Annotated in this window: 17 protein-coding genes and 1 riboswitch; of the genes, 15 read left to right on the forward strand and 2 right to left on the reverse strand. The window is 70.6% G+C overall.

Going from position 1 to position 18,053, the window contains the following annotated elements:
* Positions 1-11: 11 nt before the first annotated feature.
* Positions 12-305, forward strand: a complete 294-nt coding sequence (locus D9R14_RS01175; protein WP_121621458.1) for a hypothetical protein — start codon at positions 12-14, stop codon at positions 303-305.
* Positions 306-340: 35 nt separating this feature from the next.
* A complete protein-coding gene (locus D9R14_RS01180) occupies positions 341-622 on the forward strand; it encodes a hypothetical protein (RefSeq protein ID WP_184759587.1) in 282 nt (93 codons plus the stop codon).
* 148 nt (positions 623-770) lie between these two features.
* Here D9R14_RS01180 and D9R14_RS01185 read toward each other — a convergent pair whose 3' ends face one another.
* A complete protein-coding gene (locus D9R14_RS01185; protein ID WP_121621460.1) occupies positions 771-1,904 on the reverse strand; it encodes a 2'-deoxycytidine 5'-triphosphate deaminase in 1,134 nt (377 codons plus the stop codon).
* 87 nt (positions 1,905-1,991) lie between these two features.
* Positions 1,992-2,074, forward strand: a riboswitch (SAM riboswitch).
* Between the two features lie 84 nt (positions 2,075-2,158).
* Here D9R14_RS01185 and D9R14_RS01190 point away from each other — a divergent pair.
* The 13 genes from D9R14_RS01190 (at position 2,159) to D9R14_RS01250 (ending at position 13,022) form a co-directional block, all read left to right on the forward strand.
* Positions 2,159-3,379: an O-succinylhomoserine sulfhydrylase gene (locus D9R14_RS01190; protein WP_121621461.1), complete on the forward strand. Its 1,221-nt coding sequence runs from the start codon at positions 2,159-2,161 to the stop codon at positions 3,377-3,379.
* A gap of 254 nt (positions 3,380-3,633) precedes the next feature.
* A complete protein-coding gene (locus tag D9R14_RS01195; RefSeq protein ID WP_170168458.1) occupies positions 3,634-4,350 on the forward strand; it encodes an SDR family NAD(P)-dependent oxidoreductase in 717 nt (238 codons plus the stop codon).
* Positions 4,351-4,599: 249 nt separating this feature from the next.
* Positions 4,600-4,806, forward strand: a complete 207-nt coding sequence (locus D9R14_RS01200; RefSeq protein ID WP_121621463.1) for a hypothetical protein — start codon at positions 4,600-4,602, stop codon at positions 4,804-4,806.
* Positions 4,807-4,948: 142 nt separating this feature from the next.
* Positions 4,949-5,749: a bifunctional demethylmenaquinone methyltransferase/2-methoxy-6-polyprenyl-1,4-benzoquinol methylase UbiE gene (gene ubiE, locus D9R14_RS01205; protein WP_121621779.1), complete on the forward strand. Its 801-nt coding sequence runs from the start codon at positions 4,949-4,951 to the stop codon at positions 5,747-5,749.
* 34 nt (positions 5,750-5,783) lie between these two features.
* Positions 5,784-7,388: a 2-polyprenylphenol 6-hydroxylase gene (ubiB, locus tag D9R14_RS01210; protein WP_121621464.1), complete on the forward strand. Its 1,605-nt coding sequence runs from the start codon at positions 5,784-5,786 to the stop codon at positions 7,386-7,388.
* 97 nt (positions 7,389-7,485) lie between these two features.
* Positions 7,486-7,746: a FitA-like ribbon-helix-helix domain-containing protein gene (locus tag D9R14_RS01215; protein WP_121621465.1), complete on the forward strand. Its 261-nt coding sequence runs from the start codon at positions 7,486-7,488 to the stop codon at positions 7,744-7,746.
* Positions 7,743-8,171 carry a type II toxin-antitoxin system VapC family toxin gene (locus D9R14_RS01220; RefSeq protein ID WP_121621466.1) on the forward strand — a complete coding sequence of 143 codons (429 nt, stop codon included), beginning with the start codon at positions 7,743-7,745 and terminating at the stop codon, positions 8,169-8,171. The genes D9R14_RS01215 and D9R14_RS01220 overlap by 4 nt, the downstream gene beginning before the upstream one ends.
* A complete protein-coding gene (gene coaBC, locus D9R14_RS01225; protein WP_121621467.1) occupies positions 8,171-9,385 on the forward strand; it encodes a bifunctional phosphopantothenoylcysteine decarboxylase/phosphopantothenate--cysteine ligase CoaBC in 1,215 nt (404 codons plus the stop codon). Before D9R14_RS01220 ends, coaBC begins: the two co-directional genes overlap by 1 nt.
* Complete coding sequence (gene dut / locus D9R14_RS01230) at positions 9,382-9,846, forward strand: dUTP diphosphatase (protein ID WP_121621468.1); 465 nt, start codon at positions 9,382-9,384, stop codon at positions 9,844-9,846. Before coaBC ends, dut begins: the two co-directional genes overlap by 4 nt.
* Positions 9,847-9,868: 22 nt before the next feature.
* Entirely contained in the window at positions 9,869-10,309 is a 441-nt protein-coding gene (locus D9R14_RS01235; RefSeq protein ID WP_121621469.1) for an RrF2 family transcriptional regulator, read from the forward strand.
* Positions 10,310-10,365: 56 nt separating this feature from the next.
* On the forward strand, positions 10,366-11,352 hold the full coding sequence (gene cysK, locus D9R14_RS01240; protein ID WP_121621470.1) for a cysteine synthase A: 987 nt from the start codon (positions 10,366-10,368) through the stop codon (positions 11,350-11,352).
* 102 nt (positions 11,353-11,454) lie between these two features.
* Positions 11,455-12,366, forward strand: coding sequence for an aldo/keto reductase (locus tag D9R14_RS01245; protein WP_121621471.1), 912 nt, complete (start codon positions 11,455-11,457; stop codon positions 12,364-12,366).
* Positions 12,366-13,022, forward strand: coding sequence for a DUF6064 family protein (locus D9R14_RS01250; RefSeq protein ID WP_121621472.1), 657 nt, complete (start codon positions 12,366-12,368; stop codon positions 13,020-13,022). The genes D9R14_RS01245 and D9R14_RS01250 overlap by 1 nt, the downstream gene beginning before the upstream one ends.
* A 24-nt stretch (positions 13,023-13,046) precedes the next feature.
* On the opposite strand, the gene D9R14_RS01255 is transcribed toward D9R14_RS01250, so the two are convergent.
* Entirely contained in the window at positions 13,047-17,879 is a 4,833-nt protein-coding gene (locus tag D9R14_RS01255; protein WP_121621780.1) for an NAD-glutamate dehydrogenase, read from the reverse strand.
* Between the last annotated feature and the right edge of the window lie 174 nt (positions 17,880-18,053).

Consider the following 18,053-nt stretch of genomic DNA (forward strand, 5'->3'; position numbering starts at 1 on the left):
GGAGTAAAGCCATGTCCAAGATCGCGCATCTCGTGCTGGCCGGCGCGGCCACGGCCCTGTTCTTCGGCGCGGCCCCCCAGCCGGCGCATGCGGTGGTCTATTGCAAGACCGTGGGCGTACCCAAGGGGTGCGTCGCCCGTCCGGCGGCTCCTGCTGCCCGCGCGGCGGTCTATTGCACCCGTCCCGGCTATCCGGTGGGCTGCGTGGGCGGCGTCGGCGCTCCGGGCGTCGGCGTGGGCGCACCCGGACCCGGCGTGGCCCCGGCCAATCTCGGCGGCCCGGTGAACCGCGTCGGCGTCCGCTGAGACGCCCAGCGAACCATAAGCAAGGAGACGAACCCATGAAGACCACGATTGCCGCGACGGCGCTCGCGCTCGCGACGCTCGCCATGGCCGGCGCCCCGGCGCTCGCCGACAAGGCCGCGGCCGACCAGTGCGCGGCCGGCCTCGATGCGCAGGCCCAGACCATTTACCAGGCCACCGCACCTGGCTTCGCCGCCGCGTCGGACAAGCGCGGCTTCGTCACCGACAAGGTGCGCGGGCTGGTGATGGGCGGCAGCGTGCCGCAGGGCACCGCCCGCGAAGCCGCCCAGGCGGCCGTGGTCTGCCTCGAGAAGCTCTGAGAGCGCGCCGGTCCGTCCGCGGACCGGCGCCCGGTCTCACGGGAATCCGAGCGCGCGTCGTCCGGACCGCGGGGTGTTCCGGACGGCGCTACGTTCTCGTTGCGGGAACGAGAGCGCGCCTTGCCGCCCGGCGCCTGCGCCGGGCGGCTCAGGCGCCGCCGTCGCGACCCGCGAACGGCTTGAAGTGCTTGGACAGCTTGAGGCCCTGCCCCTGGTAGTGGGACTTCAGATCCGCCCCGTAGAGCCGCTCCGGCCGCCCGGCCATGCGCTCATAGACGAGCCGGCCCACCGTCTGCCCGTGCTCCAGGATGAACGGCACCTCGCGCGAGCGCACCTCCAGCACGGCCCGCGCGCCCACGCCGCCCGCCGCGGCGCTGCCGAAGCCGGGATCGAAGAAGCCCGCATAATGCACCCGGAACTCGCCCACCAGCGGGTCGAACGGCACCATCTCGGCCGCATAGTCCGGCGGCACGTGCACCGCCTCGCGGGAGGCGAGGATGTAGAAGGCGTCCGGATCGAGCACCAGGCTCGGCGTGCCGCCATTCCGGCGCACGCGGATCGGCTCCCAGAAATCCTCGACCTCCAGGTCGCCCGGCTGGTCCACGTCCACGACGCCCGTGTGCCGCTTGGCGCGGAAGCCCTGGAAGCCGGAGAGCGCCTCGCCGGCGAGGTCGACCCCGAGCGCGATGCCGCCCGCCGCCACGTCCGGTGAGGCCGCGTCCACCAGCCGCTCGCTCTCCTGGAGATTGAGAAGCTCAAGGTCGGACAGCCGCGCCACCCCCCGCCGGAAGCGGACCTGCGACAGGCGCGAGCCGGTGCGCACCAGGATGGGGAAGGTGCGCGGGGAAATTTCCAGATAGAGCGGTCCCGAATAGCCCGCTGGTATCGTGTCGAACGCCCGCGCCCCATCGGTGATGACGCGCACGAACACGTCGAGCCGGCCGGTGGAACTCTTCGGGTTCGCCGCCGCCGCGAGGTCGAACGGCAGCTTCAGGTGCTCGAACAGCTTGACGAGATAGACGCAGCCGGTCTCCAGCACCGCGCCGGAGCCGAGGTCCAGCTCATGGAGCGCCAGCTCGGACAGACGCTCCTTCACGGTGCGCCCGGCACCGGGCAGGAAGCTCGCGCGGATGCGCCAGGCGGTGCGCCCCAGCCGCAGATCGAGGCTGGCGGGCTGGATCTGATCCGCGTCCAGCAGCCGCTTGGTCGCAATGGCGCCTTGGGTCACCAGCGCCGAGATCGCCTCGGCGGGAAGGATCCCAGGCTTGGAAAGCTCGGCCACGGTCGCCCCCTTATCCGTTTTCCCGGTCCCGATCGTTCGATCTAACGAACAAATCCCTTGACGCCAAGGTCGCCGCAACCTTATCTCGATCCCGTTCGTGGTGAATTTGGGCCGGCCGGCTTGCAGCCACGTTAAACAACTTTGAGCTAAAAGGCCGGGGACGAGCGGTGCGGCGAACGGCATCTGCCGCGACTTTGAGGTCGCGCGCAAGCCTTGCGCTCCGGCTTCGCTCCCGGCCTGCCCTGGAGGCAGACATGTCGGTGGCGCCCAAGACCCCTTCCCGCTTCGTGCCCAAGGACCCCAAGGCGCTCCACCCGGAGACGCGCTTGGTGCATGCCGGCACCACCCGCTCGCCGTTCGGCGAGACCTCCGAGGCGCTCTACCTCACGCAGGGCTTCGTCTACGACAATGCGGAGGCCTGCGAGGCGCGCTTCAAGGGCGAGGATCCCGGCTTCGTCTATTCGCGCTATTCCAACCCCACCACCGCCATGTTCGAGGAGCGCATGGCGCTGCTCGAAGGGGCGGAAGCCGCCCGCGCCACCGCGTCCGGCATGGCTGCGGTGAACGCCGCGCTGCTGTGCCAGCTCAGCGCGGGCGACCATGTGCTCGCGGCCCGCGCGCTGTTCGGCTCGTGCCGCTGGATCCTGGAGGACTTCCTGCCGCGCTTCGGCGTCGAGACCACGCTGGTGGACGGCACCGACCTCGATGCCTGGCGTGCGGGCGTGAAGCCCAACACCAAGGTGCTGTTCCTGGAGAGCCCCACCAACCCGACGCTCGACATCATCGACATCGCCGCGGTGGCCGAGATCGCTCACAAGGCGGGCGCCCGCCTGGTGGTGGACAACGTGTTCGCCACGCCGCTGCTCCAGCACCCGCTGGAACTCGGGGCGGACATCGTCGTCTATTCCACCACCAAGCACGTGGACGGCCAGGGCCGCTGCCTCGGGGGCGTCATCCTGTCCTCGCAGCAGTTCGCGACCGAGCACCTGCAGACCTTCCTGCGCCAGACCGGCCCCTCCATCTCGCCCTTCAACGCCTGGGTGATGCTGAAGGGCCTGGAGACGCTGGCGCTCCGCGTCGAGCGCATGCAGGCGAGCGCCGGCAAGATCGCCGACGCGCTGGCGGGCGAGGCGAAGATCGCGAAGGTGATCTATCCCGGCCGCGACGACCATCCGCAGGCCGCGCTCGCCCGCCGGCAGATGTCCGGCGGCGGCACGCTCGTGACCTTCGTGGTGGACGGCGGCAAGGACGGCGCGTTCCGCTTCGCCAATGCGCTGCGCCTCATCCGCATCTCCAACAATCTGGGCGATGCGAAGAGCCTCATCACCCATCCCGCCACCACCACGCACCAGCGTTTCACCCCCGAGGCGCGGGCGGAGATGGGCATATCCGACGGCCTGCTGCGGCTCTCGGTGGGGCTGGAGCACCCCGACGACCTGATCGACGACCTGAAAGCCGCCATCGCGGCGCTCTGAGGCCGGGCAAGCGAGCCGCAGTGCGGCCCTTCCTTCGCTCCGATGGCCACGGCTGGCGCTTGACCTTTGGCGCGGCGGGGTGCTGCTAGGGGGCACCGTCCAGGCGGGAATGCGCCTGGGCGGTGAAACGGGCCCTGAACCTTGTTGGAGCATTGTCTCGGCCCGATTGTGCCGCTGGCAGGCTGGGACAGAGGTGAGGGCCGGCCAGGGGTCCGCGCGAGGGAAGAATGAGCACCGAAGAGCCGCCGCGCATCATGCTGCTCACCGGCGCGTCCCGCGGCATCGGGCACGCGACGGTGAAGCGATTCTCGGCCGCCGGCTGGCGCGTCATCTCCTGCTCGCGCCATGCCTTTCCGGAGCAATGCCCCTGGGGCGCCGGGCCGGAGGACCACATCCAGGTGGACCTTTCGAGCCCGCTGAGCACCAAGGACGCGGTGGCGGAGGTCAAGCGCCGCCTGCCCGAGGGCAAGCTGCACGCGCTGGTGAACAATGCCGCCATCTCGCCCAAGGGGCAGGGCGGCTCGCGCCTCGGCACGCTCGACACCGATCTGGAGACCTGGGTGGACGTGTTCCAGGTCAATTTCTTCGCGCCCATCATCCTGGCGCGGGGCCTGGCGGCGGAACTGGAGAAGGCGCAGGGCTCGGTGGTGAACGTCACCTCCATCGCCGGATCGCGGGTGCACCCCTTCGCCGGGGCGGCCTATGCCACTTCGAAGGCGGCGCTGGCGGCGCTGACGCGGGAGATGGCCTCCGACTTCGGCCGGCGCGGCATCCGCGTGAACTCCATCGCGCCGGGCGAGATCGACACCGCGATCCTCTCGCCGGGCACCGAGAAGATCGTCGCGCAGATCCCCATGCAGCGCCTGGGGACGCCGGACGAGGTGGCGAAGATCATCTACGTGCTGTGCAGCGAGACCTCGTCCTATCTCAACGGGGCGGAGATCCACATCAATGGCGGCCAGCACGTCTGACCGCCCCGCGGGCGGTCTGCCGGCCGCTCTACAGAATTAATAGCTTGTTAACCAAGCCTCTTGTGGGCAGGGGATGCCGCATTTGGCCCCCACATCATCCCATCCCCGTCAAATTCACGCCCGCTTCTCCGGCCTATTTTGCCGCGTGCCATAGATGCACGCCCCCCGAGCGGGGTTTTGTTTCAGGTTTGTAAAAATCTGTAACAGGCTCTGCTTGGAATGCGCCGTGATTATTGATGGAGCGTGACTATGACGATCACCATCAACCTGCCGATCTTTCCGCTGCGCCGAGAGATCGCTGCCCTCAAGCGGCACCTTGGCCGCAAGCTGACGACCCCCGCGGCCACCCGCGCCTCGGCATCGGTGCGCGAGGACACGCGCTATTCGCTCGACGGGTTCGAATTCGACGTGGCCGCCATGGCGCATCTGCCGCAGGGACCGCGTTCCGCGCGCTGAGCGCGGCAGGGCGCGGGGCGTTCGGCCCTGCGCGGGCGCGCCGCATGCGGCGCGCCGTCTCGTCCCGGCCCCGTTTGTGGCGCCCGCCGCCGTCATCCGATAAGGTCCGCCGCCTACACGAACGGATCGCGGCGCCAACATGATGACGGACCCCACCCCCGACACCTTCCGCGACGCGCCGCAAAGCGGCGGGGCGGCCGAGACCCATTTCGGCTACCGCACCGTGCCGCTCGACGAGAAGCAGTCGCTGGTGGACGACGTGTTCCACAAGGTGGCGCGCCGCTACGACATCATGAACGACCTCATGTCCGGCGGCCTCCACCGGGTGTGGAAGGACGCGCTCCTCTCCAAGGTGCGCCCGCCTCAGAGCCCCCGGCCCTTCCGCCTTCTGGACCTCGCCGGCGGCACCGGGGACGTCTCCTTCCGGGTGGTCGAGGCCGGCGGGCCGGGCACCACCGCAGTGGTCGCCGACATCAACGCCGAGATGCTGGCGGTGGGCCGCGAGCGCGCCGAGAAGCGCGGCCTCGCCGAGCGCGTGGAGTTCGCCGAGGCCAATGCCGAGGCGCTGCCCTTCCCCGACCGCAGCTTCGACGCCGTCACCATCGCCTTCGGCATCCGCAACGTGCCGCGCATCCCGGTCGCCCTCGCCGAGATGCGGCGCGTGCTGAAGCCGGGCGGGCGCGCCTTCGTGCTGGAGTTCTCCAAGGTGGACGTGCCCGGGCTGGATGCGGTCTACGACGCCTATTCCTTCCGCGTCATCCCGGCGCTCGGGCGCATGGTGGCGGGGGATGCGGAGCCCTATCAGTATCTCGTGGAATCGATCCGCCGCTTCCCCACCGCCGAGGCGTTCGCCCAGCTAATGCGGGAAGCCGGCTTCGCCCGCGTTGATTTCATGCGCATGACCGGCGGCGTGGTCGCGCTTCATTGGGGCTTCCGCATCTGATGGGCGACAGCTGCCTGCGCGAAGGGCGCGCGCCGTGATCTTCGTCATCGCCGATGCCGCCCGCCTCGCCCGTGCCGGCTATGTGCTGGCGCGCGAGGGCGTGCTCTCGCTCATGCCCATCGAGCCGGCCCCGCCGCTCGCGCGTCCGTTCCTGCGCCTCGCCCGCATCATCGCCCGGCGCGATGCCGGAACCCGCGCGGCGCGCTTCTCGGCGGCGCTGTCGCGGCTGGGGCCCTCTTACGTGAAGCTCGGCCAGTTCCTCGCCACCCGGCCCGACGTGGTGGGCGCCGCCGTGGCGCGGGATCTGGAGGTCCTGCAGGACCGCATGCCGGTGTTCGGCCAGGACGTGGCCGAGGCCACGGTGGCCGCCGCATTCGAGCGTCCGCTGAACGCCGTTTTTCCGGTGTTCGGCCCGGCGGTCGCCGCCGCCTCCATCGCCGAGGTGCACAAGGCCGAGGTGTGGGAAGACGAGCGAGACGACGAACAGGGGAATAGGCGGGACCAGGGCGGGACCAGGCGGGACGTGGCGGTGAAAATCCTGCGTCCCGGCATCGAGCGCCGGTTCGGCGCCGACATGGCGAGCTTCCGCCGCCTCGCCCATTTCGCCGAGGAGAACTTCCCCGAGGCCCGGCGCCTCAGGCTCGAAGCGGTGGTGGAGACGCTCGCCCGCTCGGTCTCCATGGAGATGGACCTGCGCCTCGAAGCCGCCGCCTATGCCGAGCTCGCGGAGAACACCCGAGAGGACGCGGAAATCCACGTGCCGCAAGTGGACTGGAACCGGTCCGGCCGCGAGGTGCTCACCACCGAGTGGATCGACGGCATCAAGCTGTCCGACAAGGCCGCGCTGGTGGCGGCCGGGCACGATTTGAAGGCCATCGCCCGCATCGTGATGCAGACCTTCCTGCGCCAGGCCATGCGCGACGGCTTCTTCCACGCCGACATGCACCCGGGGAATCTGTTCGTTGATTCCCAGGGCCGCCTCGTGGTGGTGGATTGCGGCATCATGGGCCGGCTCGGGCTCAAGGAGCGGCGCTTCCTGGCCGAAATCCTCTACGGCTTCATCACCCGCAACTGGCGCCGCACCGCCGAGGTGCATTTCGAGGCCGGCTACGTGCCCGCGCACCATTCGGTGGACGACTTCGCGCTCGCCATCCGCGCCATCGGCGAGCCGATCCACTCGCGCCGGGCGGACCAGATCTCCATGGCGCGCCTTCTGGCGCTGCTGCTGGAGGTGACGGCGCTGTTCGACATGCGCACCCGCCCGGAACTGATCCTGCTGCAGAAGACCATGGTGGTGGTGGAGGGCGTCGCCCGCTCGCTCGATCCCAAGCTCGACATGTGGAGCACCTCCGCCCCGGTAGTGGAGGAATGGATCGCCTCCAATCTCGGCCCCGTGGGTCGGCTCCAGCAGGCGGGCGCCGGCATCGGCGAGGTGGGGCGCTTTGCCGCCGACATCCCGGCGCTCCTCTCGCGCACCTCCCGCGTCGTGGAGCAGATGGACGTCGCCACGCGCGACGGGCTGCATCTGTCACCCGATACGCTCGACGGCATCGGCCGCGCCGAGGCGCGGCGCGCCTTCTGGGGCAACCTCGCCCTGTGGGCCATCGCCGCCGGACTGCTGCTCAACTGGCTGCGGTGAGCGCTCGCCGGCAGATGGCGAATGGGATAGAGTGATTGCACTGCAATCACTCCCTCGATGGGCGAGGTGATCGCCAAGGAAATGCCGGGAGGCAGCGATGGCCAGCATCACCATCCGCAATCTCGATGAAGAGACCAAGCGCCGGCTGAAGCAGCAGGCGGCCCGCCACAACCGCTCCATGGAGGAGGAGGCTCGCCAGTTGCTGCGCAAGGCCGTGGTGGAAATGCGTGAGCCGTCCATCGCTGCCGCGATTGCCGCGATCGTCGATCCCATCGGCGGTGTCGAGCTGGACCTTCCGCCAAGGGCGCGGGAGCGCGAGCCGCCGACATTCGACGACTTTCCGGACGATGAGCCGTGATCGTCCTCGATACGAACGTCCTGTCCGAACTCATGCGGCCGCGCGCCGACAGGTCGCCGGCGGTCGTGGCCTTCATGTCGGGCTATCGCCAGTCGGACTGCTTCATTGCGGCAGTCACCCTGGCGGAGATGCTCGTGGGCGTCGCGCTCAAGCCACCCGGCCGGCGCCGCGATGCACTGGCCCGCTCGGCGGAGATGATCGCCGGCCAGTTCGCGGACCGCGTCCTTCCGTTCGATGACCGGGCCGCGCGGATCTATGCGTCGATCTGGGCAGGGCGGCGCCAGCGCGGCCTCCATTGCGCGGCGCTGGATCTCCAGATCGGCGCCATAGCGCTTGCCAGCGGCATGTCGCTTGCGACCCGCAACCTCTCCGACTTTGCCGAATGCGGCCTCACCCTCGTCGACCCCTGGCAGGATACGCCCTGATGCTCGCCAAAAAACGCATCCTCCTCGTCATCGGCGGCGGCATCGCCGCCTATAAGTGCCTGGAGTTGATCCGGCGCCTGAAGGAGCGCGGCGCCAAGGTGCGCGCCATCCTCACCACGGCGGCGCAGGAGTTCGTGACGCCGCTCTCGGTGGGCGCCATCACCGGCGAGCGGGTGTTCACGGATCTGTTCGACCTCACCGCCGAGCACGACATCGGCCATATCCGCCTGTCGCGGGAGGCGGACCTCGTGGTGGTCGCACCCGCCACCGCCGACCTCATCGCCAAGATGGCGAACGGCTTTGCCGACGATCTTGCGTCGACCGCCCTGATCGCCACCGACAAGCCGGTGCTCATCGCTCCCGCCATGAACCCGCGCATGTGGAGCCACCCGGCGACCCGGCGCAACGTGGCGCGGCTGAAGGAGGACGGCGTGCTCACCGTGGGTCCCAATTCGGGCGCCATGGCCGAGCGGGACGAGTTCGGCGCCGGCCGCATGGCCGAGCCGATGGAAATCCTCGGCGCCATCGAGGAGATGCTGAGCCCGCAGCAGCAGATCCTCAAGGGAAGGCGGGTGCTCGTCACGTCGGGGCCGACCCATGAGCCCATCGACCCGGTGCGCTTCATCGCCAACCGCTCGTCCGGCAAGCAGGGCCACGCCATCGCCGCCGCCGCCCGCGCGGCCGGGGCGGAGGTGGTGCTGGTCTCCGGCCCCGCCGAGGTGGCGGACCCGCAGGGCGTGCGCACGCTGCATGTGGAGAGCGCGCGGGACATGATGGCGGCGGTCGAGGAGAACCTGCCGGTGGACTGTGCGATCTTCGCCGCCGCCGTCGCCGACTGGCGGGTGGCGGACGCTTCCGATCAGAAGATCAAGAAGGACGCGGGCGGCGCGCCCACCCTGCACCTCGTCGAGAACCCCGACATCCTCGCCTCCATCGCCCGCCACCACACGCTGCGCCCCCGCCTCGTGGTCGGGTTCGCCGCCGAGACCGAGCAGGTGGTGGCCCACGCCAAGGCCAAGCGGGAGAGGAAGGGCTGCGACTGGATCGTCGCCAACGACGTCTCGCCCGCGACCGGCATCATGGGCGGCGACCTCAACACCGTGCATCTGGTTTCCGCCGCGGGGGTGGAGGACTGGCCCTCCGCCTCCAAGGCCGAGGTGGCGCGCCGCCTCGTGGCGCGCATCGCCGCCGCGCTCGGGGAGGCGGGACGATGAGCGCGCCGGTGCTGCTTCTCCAGCGCCTGCCCCACGGAGCGGACCTGCCGCTGCCCCATTATGCGAGCGCCGACGCCGCCGGCCTCGACCTTGTCGCGGCGGTGCCTGGCGATGCGCCGCTGGTGCTGGCGCCCGGCGCCTTCGCGGCGGTGCCGACCGGGCTCGCCATGGCCCTGCCGCGCGGCTTCGAGGGTCAGGTGCGGCCGCGCTCGGGCCTGGCGCTGAAATTCGGCGTCACCGTGCTGAACGCACCCGGCACGGTGGATGCGGACTATCGCGGCGAGGTGAAGGTGATCCTCGTCAACCACGGTCCCGCACCGTTCATCGTCGAGCGCGGCATGCGCATCGCCCAGATGGTGGTGGCGCCGGTCGCGCAAATAATGCTGGAAGAATCCGGGGATTTGGGCCAAACTGCACGCGGCGTCGGTGGTTTTGGGTCAACCGGGCTAAGCGGCGCCTGAATTTTCAACAAGTCACAGTGCTATGCCGCGTTTATCCGACAAAAGCCTTCTCGCCATTGCCGCCGTGGTGGACGTCGCCGTCCATGCGCGCGGAACGCCCGTGGCCGCCAAGGCGCTGGCCGCGCGCCACGGTCTGCCGCCGCGCCGTCTGGAGCCTGTGCTTCAGGCGCTGGTCCATGCCGGGGTCCTGAAGGGCGTGCGCGGCCCGCGCGGGGGCTATGAGCTGGCCCGCGAGCGCCGCCGTGTCTCCGTCGCCGAAATCGTGCGGGTCGCGGAAGGCGCCGAGGAGGAGCGGGAGATCGTCCTGCCGCCCCTCGTGACCGAGGTGGTGCAGCCCGCGGTGGCTGCCGCCGAGGAGACCTTCGACGCCGCGCTCGACGGCGTGACGCTGGAAGACCTCTGCCGCGCCGCCGACCGCAACGGACACGGCTCCGAGAACGATCGCATCGACTTCGCCATCTGAAGGACGGACGCCGCGTCACGCTGCACCGAACCACAAGAACACACAGGAGAAACCCCATGGCTGATGCTGCCGTGAAAGTCGTCCCGAACACCGGGCCGCGTCCCGGGCGCGGCCGGGTCTACGACTCCATCACCGAGACCGTCGGCAACACGCCTTTGGTGCGCCTGAAGCGCCTGCCGCAGCTGCGCGGCGCCAAGGCCGACATCCTCGCCAAGCTCGAATTCTTCAACCCCATCGCCTCGGTGAAGGACCGCATCGGCGTCGCCATGATCGACGCCATGGAGGCGGCCGGGGCGATCGACCAGGATACGGTGCTGGTGGAGCCGACCTCCGGCAATACCGGCATCGCGCTCGCCTTCGTCGCCGCCTCGCGCGGCTACCGCCTCATCCTGGTCATGCCGGAAAGCATGTCGGTGGAGCGCCGCAAGATGCTGGCGCTGCTCGGCGCCGAACTGGTGCTCACCCCGGCGAGCCTCGGCATGAAGGGCGCGGTCTCGCGCGCCGAGCAATTGCTGCGCGAGCTGCCCAAGGCGGCGATGCCGCAGCAGTTCAAGAACAAGGCGAACCCGGACGTCCACCGCCGCACCACGGCGGAGGAGATCTGGAACGACACCGACGGCAAGGTGGACGCGGTGGTGGCCGGCGTCGGCACCGGGGGCACCATCACCGGCATCGGCCAGGTGCTGAAGCCGCGCAAGCCCTCGCTGCGCATGATCGCGGTGGAGCCGGAGGACAGCCCGGTCCTGTCCGGCGGCCAGCCCGGTCCGCACAAGATCCAGGGCATCGGCGCCGGCTTCGTGCCGGAGGTCCTCGACCGCGCTGTGATCGACGAGGTGGTGACGGTCGGCAACCAGACCGCCTTCGACACCGCCCGCGCGCTGGCGCGCTACGAGGGCATTCCCGGCGGCATCTCCGCGGGCGCGGCCGTCGCGGCCGCGCTCGAGGTGGCGGTGCGGGACGACATGGCCGGAAAGACCATCGTCGCCATCGTCCCGTCCTTCGCCGAGCGCTACCTCTCGACGGCCCTGTTCGAGGGGCTCTGAGGCTCCGGCCCCGCGCGCACACCAAAGCGTGAAGGCGCGGGGCTGACCTTCCGGCAGCGGGGGCGGTTACTTTCGCATGCGCGAAAGGACACCGCCGCCGCCATGCCATTGACCCGCCGCCGCTTTCTGGAACTCGCCCCCGGCGCGGCGCTGGCCGCCCTGCCGATGCCGTCCGCCGCCCAGCCGTCCGCCCTCCTGACGCGGGTGATCCCGTCGAGCGGCGAGGCTGTGCCTGCGGTGGGGCTCGGGACCTGGATCACCTTCAATGTCGGCAATGATCCCGTCCTGCGCGCCGAGTGTACCGACGTCATGTCGGCCTTCTTCGCCGCCGGCGGGACGCTCATCGATTCCTCGCCCATGTACGGCTCGTCGCAGCCGGTGATCGGCCATGGCCTCGCGCGGCTGAAGCCGCAGCGCCTGTTCTCCGCTGAGAAGGTCTGGACCAGCGGCGCGAGCGCCGGCGCGGCGCAGATCGAGCGCTCGCGCCAGCTCTGGGGTGTCCCCCGCTTCGACCTGCTCCAGGTGCACAATCTCCTGGACTGGCAGACGCAGCTGCCGCGGCTGCAGGCCATGAAGGCGGCGGGGCAGGTGCGCTATGTGGGCATCACCACATCGGAGGGCCGGCGCCACGCCGAGCTGGAGCGCATCATGCGCGAGCAGCGGCTCGACTTCGTGCAGCTGAGCTACAACGTGCTCGACCGCGAGGCGGAGGCGCGCCTGCTGCCGCTCGCCGCCGACCGGGGCATCGCCGTGCTCGTCAACCGGCCGTTCCGCCAGGGCGCGCTGACCCGCGCGCTCGCCCGCGCGCCGCTGCCGGGATGGGCGGGGGACATCGGTGCGACCACCTGGGCGCAGGCGCTGCTCAAGTTCATCCTCGCCCACCCGGCGGTGACGGTGGCCATCCCCGCCACGAGCCGCGTGGACCATGTGCGGGAGAACCTCGCCGCCGCCTCCGGCCCGCTGCCCGGCCGGGCGCTGCGGGAGCGCATCTCCGCGGACGTGAAGGCGCTGTGATGGGCGAGTGGTGGACCTACAGTCCCGAGGACTTCCTGATGTTCTCGCCGCGCGTCTACTGGCGCATGTTCGCGCTGACCAACGGGGCGCTGTGGCCGCTGCCGCTCGTCGGGCCGGCGCTGGCACTGGCGGCCGGACTGCTGTGCCTGCGGGCACGGGGCGCGCGCGTCGCGCTGGCGATGCTCGCGGCGCTGTGGGCGTTCGTGGGCTGGGCGTTCCTGTGGAACCTCTACGGGGTCGTCAACTGGGCGGTGTTCTATGCCGCGCCGCTGTTCGCGCTTCAGGCCGTGCTGCTGGCCCTTGCGGCCGCGCGAGGTCCGGCACAACAGCGCCCACCTGTGCCGCGGCAGGCCGCGGGCGCGGTCCTGGTGGCGCTCGCCGCCGCCTATCCGCTGCTCGCGCCCCTTGCGGGCCGCCCCCTGTCGGAGGCGGAGGTGTTCGCGCTGGCGCCCGACCCCACCGCCATCGGCACGCTGGGCATCCTGCTCATCGCCGGCGGCGGGGCCGGGCTGTGGCCGGTCCCGGTTCTGTGGTGCCTGTTCAGCGCCGCGACCCTGTGGGCGCTCGGCACCGCGCAGGCCGCCCTCCCGTTTGCGGCCGCTGTGGCCGCGCCGGCGGCCGCCTTGTTCTGGCGCGGCGCCCCGGCACGGGCCTGACCGGCGCCCGTCAGTCGGTCCCCGTCACCCCCGCGCGAGGTCCGACAACAGGCTCGCCGCGAGCGTCAGCTTGGAAAGGCTGAGGCCGGTCGCGGCGATGTCCTTCACCGTCGCCCGCATGCGCTCCACCTCGGTGCGGCGCGCCGCGACATAGGCTTCCACCGCCTGCTCCCCGGCGCCGCCGGTGGCCAGCATCTCCACCGTCGCGCGGCGCAGGAAGGTCTCGATCTCACCCAGCGCGCGGTCGAGAGCCAGGCGGTCGTAATAGTCGGTGGTGGCGATGATGCGCGCCTGGGTGATGAGATCGTCCACCGCGAAATAGCGTCCGGCGGCATAGAAGGTGGAGGCGGCATCCGTGATCGCGCGGCCCGTGGCCTGCGCCACCAGGGCGATGTCCGTGGCCGCCGCGAGCGCCGGCATCAGGACCAGCCGGCGCGCGAGGTCGGCGGGAACCTCCTTCGCCTCCAGCTCGCCGGAGCGCGCGGCGCGGCGTTCCCGCCAGGCTTCGGGCAGGCTCTCCTCGATGGTGTCCACCACCGCGGCGATGCCGTCCGCATACTGCGCCACCACCGCCTCGGCACCGTCGGCGAACGAGGCGTTGCGCAGGAACCAGACGATGCGGCCGACCAACAGGTCCTGCACACTGGTGTAGAGGTCGAGCTGGACCGCACCCTCCACCTTGTTGTCCAGAGCGTCGATGGCCGCCGTCAGCTCCGGCAGTCGGTAGACGTCGCGCACCGTCACATAGGCGCGCGCCACCGCGCCGGCATCGGCGCCGGTCTGGTCGGCGATGCGGGCGAACGCGGTCGGGCCGCCTTCGTTGATCAGGCCATTGGCGAGCCGGGTGGCGATGATGTCGCGCTTGAGGCGATGGTGCGCCACCGCGTCGGGGAAACTGCCCTCGACCGCGTCCGGGAAATAGGCCGAAAGCTCGCGGACGAAATAGGGGTCGTCCAGCGCCGGACAGGCGAGCAGGTCCTCGTGCAGCGTGAGCTTGGCATAAGCGAGCAGCACCGCCAGCTCCGGCCGGGTGAGGCTCTCCCCGCGCGAGCGGCGGTCGGAAAGCTCCATGTCGGTGGGCAGGAACTCCACTGCCCGGTCGAGTTCGCCGCGCAGCTCCAGCATCTGCATCAGGCGCTGGTCGAAGGCGAGCTCGCTCACGCCGCGCCGCTCGGCGAGAGAGAGCGCCAGCGTCTGGCGGTAGTTGTTGACCAGCACGAGGGCGGCGACATCGTCGGTCATCTGCTTGAGCAGCGCGGCGCGGTCGGGCCGGGTGAGGACGCCCTGCTCCAGCGGCAGAGCGAGCGCGATCTTGATGTTCACCTCCACGTCGGAGGTGTTCACGCCGGCGGAATTGTCGATGGCGTCGGTGTTGAGCCGCACCCCGCGCCGCGCCGCCTCGATGCGGGCGCGCTGGGTCATGCCGAGGTTTGCGCCCTCGCCGATGACGCGCGCGCCGAGCTCGCCGGCGGCGATGCGCACCGGGTCGTTGGCCCGGTCGCCGGCCTGGGCGTCGGTCTCGGTGGAGGCGCGCACATAGGTCCCGATGCCGCCGAAGAACAGCAGGTCCACCTTCGCCTTGAGGATGGCGTTGATGAGTTCGGCCGGCGCCATCTCCGCCTTCTCCACGCGCAGCAGCGCCCGCACCTCGGCGGAAAGCGGGATGCTCTTGGCCGAGCGCGCGAACACGCCACCACCGGGCGAGATCAGGCTCGCGTCATAGTCGGCCCAGGAGGAGCGCGGCAGGTTGAACAGGCGCTGGCGCTCGGCGTGGCAGCGGGCCGGGTCCTGCGGGTCGGGGTCGAGGAAGACGTGGCGGTGGTCGAACGCCGCCACCAGCTTGATGGCGGAGGACAAGAGCATGCCGTTGCCGAACACGTCGCCCGACATGTCGCCCACGCCCGCCACGGTGACCGGGGTGGTCTGGATGTCGATGTCCAGCTCGCGGAAATGCCGCTTCACCGCCTCCCAGGCGCCGCGGGCGGTGATGCCCATGGCCTTGTGGTCGTAGCCCACGGAGCCGCCCGAGGCGAAGGCGTCGTCGAGCCAGAAGCCGTGGCGCGCCGAGATGGCGTTGGCCGTGTCGGAGAAGGTGGCGGTGCCCTTGTCGGCGGCGACCACCAGATAGGGATCGTCGCCGTCGAGCCGCACGGTGTCGGCGGGGTGCACCACCGCGCCGCCCTTCAGATTGTCGGTGATGTCGAGCAGAGCGGAGACGAACACCTCGTAGGCCGCCGTGCCCTCGGCCATCACCGCCTCGCGCGGGCCGGAGGGCAGGCGCTTCGGCACGAAGCCGCCCTTGGCGCCCACCGGCACGATGACGGCGTTCTTCACCTGCTGCGCCTTGACGAGGCCGAGCACCTCGGTGCGGAAATCCTGCGGCCGGTCGGACCACCTGAGGCCGCCGCGCGCCACCGGCCCGAAGCGCAGGTGCACGCCCTCGACGCGGGGCGCATAGACGAACACCTCGTAGAGCGGGCGCGGCAGAGGCAGCCCTTCCACGTCGGCGCTGCGGAACTTGATGGCGATCGCCTCCCGCTCGCGGCCCTCGGCGTCGCGCTGGTAGTAGGTGGTGCGGATCGCCGCGCCGACGAGGTTCACGAAGCGGCGCAGGATCCGGTCGTCATCGAGGCTGGAGACCTTGGCCAGCTCGGCGTCGATGGCCGCGCGCAGCGGCGCCTCGCGGGCCTCGCGCGCCTCGGGAGCGGGGTCGAGCGCGGGATCGAAGCGGGCGTGGAACAGCGCCACGATCTGCCGGGCGAGCGTCTCGTGGGCGGCGAGCGCGGTCCACAGATAGTCCTGCGAGAAGGGGATGCCGGCCTGACGCAGATAGCGGCCGAGCGCGCGCACCAGCGCCGCCTCGCGCCAGCTCAGCTCGGCGTCGAGCACGAGCGTGTTGTAGCCGTCATTCTCGGCGGCGCCGCGCAGCACCGCGTTCAGGCAGTCCTCCAGCCGGGCGGGCGAGGCGGCCATGGAGATGGCGCCGCCGTCGGCGCGCTCCAGCGACATGTCGTGCAGCCAGGAGCGCGTCGCGCCCTCGCCCGCGGGCTCGATGCGGTAGGTGCGCTCGTTGATCGCCTTGAGGCCCATATTCTCCAGCATCGGCACGCGGGTGGAGAGCGGCAGCGGCTGGCCGAACGAAAGCAGGCGCAGGGAGATGCGCCCCTCCCCGTCCTCCGGGCGGCGATAGAAGTCGATGGCGATCGGCCGCTCGTCCGACATCCGCTCCAGGAGGTCGATGTGGGAGAGCGCTGTGTCGATGTCGTAGGCGGCGACGTAGCCGGCACCGAAGGCGCCGCCATAGCGGGCGGTGAGCGCCTCGGCCGCCTCCGGCGCGTGGCGCGCGGCGATGGCCGCGCCAAGCTTCTCGCTCCACGACATCACGAGGCCCGCGACCTTCGCCTCCAGGCCGGCGCGGTCGGCGGGCGGAATGCGCCCGCCCCGGCGGCCGATGATGAAGTGCACGCGCGTCAGCGGAACGTCCGGCAGGAACACCGGGGTGAAGGTGGAGACGTGACCGTCATAGGACGAGGCGAGCAGGGCGCCGACCGCCTCGCGCACCGTGGAATCGTAGCGGTCGCGCGGCAGATAGACGAGCACCGACACGAAGCGGTCGAAAGGGTCGAGCCGCGGCAGCACGCGCACGCGCGGCCGGTCGTAGAGAGACAGGATTTCGCTGGCATAGGCCAGGAGCGTATCGGCGTCGATCTGGAACAGGTCGTCGCGCGGGTAGGTCTCCAGCGCCGTCGAGAGGGCCTTGCCCGAATGGCTCTGCGGATCGAGCCCGGCCCGCTTGAGCACCGCCTCGGCCTTCAGGCGCAGATAGGGGATCTCGCGCACCGAATGGGTGTAGGCGGTTGAGGTGAGCAGGCCGATGACGCGCAGCTCGCCGGTCAGCCGGCCCTTCTCGTCGTGGATCTTGATGCCCACATAATCCATGAACGCCCGGCGGTGGACGCGCGAGCGCAGGCTCGCCTTGGTGAACAGCAGCGGCTGGGGACCTTCGAGGAAGGCGCACACCTCCGGCGTCGTCACCACCGGGTCGGCGCCGAGCCGCAATTCGTGGACCGAGGGGTCGCGCAGCACGCCGAGCCCGCTGTCTGCGACCGCGACGAGACCGCCATCGGCGGCAAGGTCGTAGCGCCGCACGCCGAGGAAGATGAAATTGTCCTCGGTCAGCCAGTCGACGAGGTCGGCCGCCTCCTCGCGGGCGTCCTCGTCGTAGCTGTGCTTCTCTTTCCTCAGGCTCTTGCCCAGCGTGCGCACCTGCTTGCGCATCGCGTGGAAGTCCTCGTTGATGGCGCGCACGTCCGCCAGCGTCTGCTCCAGAGCACCCTTGAGCTCCGCACGCGCCGCAGTGCCGAGCGCGGCCACGTGCAGGTGGATCAGGCTTTCGTGGCGCGCCTCCTCGTCCTTGCGGCCCTTTGCCGGAAGGAGCGTAACGCCGCCGTCCTTGGTGCGGTCGAGATGCAGGATCGGGTGGGCCACCAGTTTCAGCTCAATGCCGCGGTCGGCCAGTTCCCCGGCGAGCGAATCGAACAGGAAGGCCATGTCGTCGTTCACGGTCTCGATCACCGTGACGGCGCCGCCCATCGCCTCGGGATTGAACACCCGCACGTCGCTGCCGCCGGGCGCGGCGACCCGCTCCATCACGTGTGCCCAAGCCTCCCGCACCAGCGCGGCGAGGGCAGAGGCGGGCAGGCGGGCGATGTCCTCGGGCGCGGGCGCGGCGAGGAACAGCTCCACAAAGGCGTCCGGGACCGGCGGCTCGGCGCCGCCGAGGAGTTCGCGCACCCGGTCGGCGCGCGCCGCGAAGTCGACATCCGCACCGGCGGCTTGAAATTCACGGACGTTCATGGCCATTCCCCCAAGGCTGCCGACACCCTTGAAAGTGGGTGCGCGGTCGACCACCCTTCGGGCGCCCCGAAGGCAGTCAGCATGTGGTGCGCCACCGCGACGCGAAGATGACGAGGCAAGGCTTATGGCAACGAAAATGCGTGCTTCCGGTCGCAAGGGCCAGGAAAACCAGAG

The organism is Xanthobacter tagetidis (assembly GCF_003667445.1).
GTDB classification, from domain to species: domain Bacteria; phylum Pseudomonadota; class Alphaproteobacteria; order Rhizobiales; family Xanthobacteraceae; genus Xanthobacter; species Xanthobacter tagetidis.

What these genes read in the sequence shown, in the direction of transcription:
- D9R14_RS01200 (WP_121621463.1), top strand. Translation starts at nt 4,600, where the DNA reads ATGACGATCACCATCAACCTGCCGATCTTTCCGCTGCGCCGAGAGATC.
- ubiE (WP_121621779.1), top strand. Translation starts at nt 4,949, where the DNA reads ATGACGGACCCCACCCCCGACACCTTCCGCGACGCGCCGCAAAGCGGC.
- D9R14_RS01255 (WP_121621780.1), bottom strand. Translation starts at nt 17,879, where the DNA reads ATGAACGTCCGTGAATTTCAAGCCGCCGGTGCGGATGTCGACTTCGCG.
- D9R14_RS01215 (WP_121621465.1), top strand. Translation starts at nt 7,486, where the DNA reads ATGGCCAGCATCACCATCCGCAATCTCGATGAAGAGACCAAGCGCCGG.
- dut (WP_121621468.1), top strand. Translation starts at nt 9,382, where the DNA reads ATGAGCGCGCCGGTGCTGCTTCTCCAGCGCCTGCCCCACGGAGCGGAC.
- D9R14_RS01245 (WP_121621471.1), top strand. Translation starts at nt 11,455, where the DNA reads ATGCCATTGACCCGCCGCCGCTTTCTGGAACTCGCCCCCGGCGCGGCG.
- D9R14_RS01180 (WP_184759587.1), top strand. Translation starts at nt 341, where the DNA reads ATGAAGACCACGATTGCCGCGACGGCGCTCGCGCTCGCGACGCTCGCC.
- coaBC (WP_121621467.1), top strand. Translation starts at nt 8,171, where the DNA reads ATGCTCGCCAAAAAACGCATCCTCCTCGTCATCGGCGGCGGCATCGCC.
- D9R14_RS01235 (WP_121621469.1), top strand. Translation starts at nt 9,869, where the DNA reads ATGCCGCGTTTATCCGACAAAAGCCTTCTCGCCATTGCCGCCGTGGTG.
- D9R14_RS01175 (WP_121621458.1), top strand. Translation starts at nt 12, where the DNA reads ATGTCCAAGATCGCGCATCTCGTGCTGGCCGGCGCGGCCACGGCCCTG.
- D9R14_RS01190 (WP_121621461.1), top strand. Translation starts at nt 2,159, where the DNA reads ATGTCGGTGGCGCCCAAGACCCCTTCCCGCTTCGTGCCCAAGGACCCC.
- cysK (WP_121621470.1), top strand. Translation starts at nt 10,366, where the DNA reads ATGGCTGATGCTGCCGTGAAAGTCGTCCCGAACACCGGGCCGCGTCCC.
- D9R14_RS01195 (WP_170168458.1), top strand. Translation starts at nt 3,634, where the DNA reads ATGCTGCTCACCGGCGCGTCCCGCGGCATCGGGCACGCGACGGTGAAG.
- D9R14_RS01250 (WP_121621472.1), top strand. Translation starts at nt 12,366, where the DNA reads ATGGGCGAGTGGTGGACCTACAGTCCCGAGGACTTCCTGATGTTCTCG.